The organism is Coleofasciculus sp. G2-EDA-02 (genome assembly GCF_040226375.1).
In the GTDB taxonomy this organism is placed as follows: Bacteria; Cyanobacteriota; Cyanobacteriia; order Cyanobacteriales; family Coleofasciculaceae; genus Coleofasciculus.
The window spans coordinates 1-2245 of record NZ_JAVKEW010000167.1 but is presented as its reverse complement, the minus strand read 5'-3'; the positions used below and the strand labels follow the sequence as shown (position 1 = coordinate 2245).

Sequence of the window (2245 nt, the reverse complement as noted above, 5' to 3'; positions counted from 1 at the left end):
GTAGAATTATATCGATTCGCTGTCGCGAGGGTTGTTAGTTGGTCGGCATTCATCTCACCGCTAAACCATTGGGGGTACTCGGCTTCGCCTCGATAAATCCCCCTCGGTTATAACGGGAGCCTTCTGCCGACATTAAGGTAAATAAAGCAGCACCCCGATTTGGGGGGAGGTGGCGGGAATCCACCACCCATGGAGACGTTCTTGCTTTCCAGGAGAAACAGGTATCCACACCTCCTGATAACTCAATCCCAAGTCTGCTGGTGTGGTTTTAATCGTCTTAGAGGGAACAAAAACTAGCCGATTTTGCCCTAACCGGATAGAGATGCAGGCTAATAGATAAACGATGGCGACAATTCCCGCTAGGATTAGTAACCTCTTTCCCAGAAAGAAAATATAATTCTTCATCTTGATGCTATTTTTGACTCACCTTGTTTTCCCAGCAGGGCGGGCGTGAGTCAAGTTATCGGTTTTCTCGATAATGTTATCGGTCAAACCCGCCCCGAAAAATTGTCTCCCCCTGCTCGCCATAGTTCCACGCCTTACGTCTTTACCAGCTCCCCCTGCTCTATTTAAGTGGTGGTTGCTTGAGATGCCAATCCGTAGACTGTTCGTAAGCATAGGCGACTTGAAATAACTGTTGTTCTCCCAAAACTTTCCCAATTAGCTGCAAACCAATAGGTAATCCTTGGTCATCATATCCACAGGGAATACTCATTCCTGGTAATCCGGCTAAGTTAACGGGAATTGTCATTAAGTCAGATAAGTACATAGTTAACGGATCTGAGGTTTTTTCTCCCGCTTTAAATGCAGTAGTGGGGGCGGTGGGACAAACTAAAACATCAACCTTTTCAAACGCCTGCTCGAAGTCTTGCTTAATTAGAGTGCGAACTTTTTGTGCTTTTAGGTAATAAGCGTCATAATAGCCGGCGGATAGAGCATAAGTACCCAACATAATCCGGCGCTTGACTTCCGCCCCGAACCCGGCTGCACGAGTTTTTTTGTACATCTCCAGGAGATTTTCTGCTTCCGGCGTGCGAAATCCATACTTGACGCCATCGTAGCGAGCTAGGTTGGCTGAGGCTTCGCTGGGAGCAATAATATAGTAAGCGGGTAACCCATAGCGAAATCGGGGACAAGAAATTTCTTGTACTTCAGCGCCTAGGCTTTTGAGCTGTTCAATGGCGTTTTGAACAGCTTTGGCAATGATGGGATCTAAGCCTTCACCAAAGGTTTCTTTAATAATGCCAATTTTGAGCCCTTGGGATTTTAAATCAGGTTGCAGGGATTTGGTATAGTCAGGAATCTCCAGCTTGAGACTGGTGGAATCATTCGGATCATAGCCTGCGATCGCATTAAGTAAAATAGCCGCATCTTCTACTGTTCGTCCAAACGGACCAATTTGATCTAACGACGACGCATAAGCGACTAAACCATAACGAGACACTAAGCCGTAAGTCGGTTTCATCCCGACAATCCCACAGAATGACGCCGGTAAGCGAATTGAACCCCCTGTATCCGAACCGAGAGCAACCACACATTCGCTAGCCGCAACAGCGGTAGCCGAACCCCCAGAGGAACCCCCAGGAACGCGGGATAAGTCCCATGGATTCGCCGTCTGTTGATAGCTAGAGGTTTCGCAGGAACTCCCCATGGCAAATTCATCCAAGTTGGTTTTGCCCACCATGACAGCACCCGCATCCTTAAGTTTTTGAGTCACTGTAGACTCATAAGGCGGGACAAAGTTTTCCAGAATCCGAGAGGCGCAGGTGGTGGGAATACCCTGGGTACACATATTATCCTTGATGCCAATTGGAATCCCAGCCAACATGCCAATCTCTTCCCCAGCCGCGATTTTGGCATCCACTTGACGTGCCTGTTCTAGGGCATGGTCTGCAGTAATATGCAAAAAGCTATGGACTTTGGGTTCTAGCGCCTGAATTCGGTCGAGGGCGTCTTGCGTGATTTCAACACTTGTGCGTTCTTTGTCGATAATTTGTTGGTGCAGCTCACGAATGGATGCCATGCTTGTACCTATTTATACTGATTTACCATGTTTGCCTTTCGTATTTTGGCAAAAATTCAGGATTAATGGTTTATCGACTCCTTTACGTCATAAGCGATGGTGAAAGCCCTCGTGATTTATCCGAGGGATGAAACCGAGCAAGTCGTAAAGACAGCGGGATTTATCCCGCAATAACATTCTTAAGTGATATAATATAACCATAAGTAGAGATACAGTTAGGTC

General features: G+C 46.8%; 2 protein-coding genes. Both read right to left on the bottom strand.

What is annotated here, in order from left to right:
* Positions 1-132: 132 nt before the first annotated feature.
* Positions 133-405 (bottom strand): hypothetical protein, encoded by a 273-nt coding sequence (locus RLO19_RS20045; protein ID WP_446359206.1) that lies wholly within the window; start codon positions 403-405, stop codon positions 133-135.
* Between the two features lie 160 nt (positions 406-565).
* Positions 566-2023, bottom strand: a complete 1458-nt coding sequence (gene gatA, locus RLO19_RS20040; RefSeq protein WP_446359205.1) for an Asp-tRNA(Asn)/Glu-tRNA(Gln) amidotransferase subunit GatA — start codon at positions 2021-2023, stop codon at positions 566-568.
* Positions 2024-2245 lie beyond the last annotated feature (222 nt).

Coding starts and splice junctions, on each gene's coding strand:
- gatA (WP_446359205.1), bottom strand. CDS start 2,023: ATGGCATCCATTCGTGAGCTGCACCAACAAATTATCGACAAAGAACGC.
- RLO19_RS20045 (WP_446359206.1), bottom strand. CDS start 405: ATGAAGAATTATATTTTCTTTCTGGGAAAGAGGTTACTAATCCTAGCG.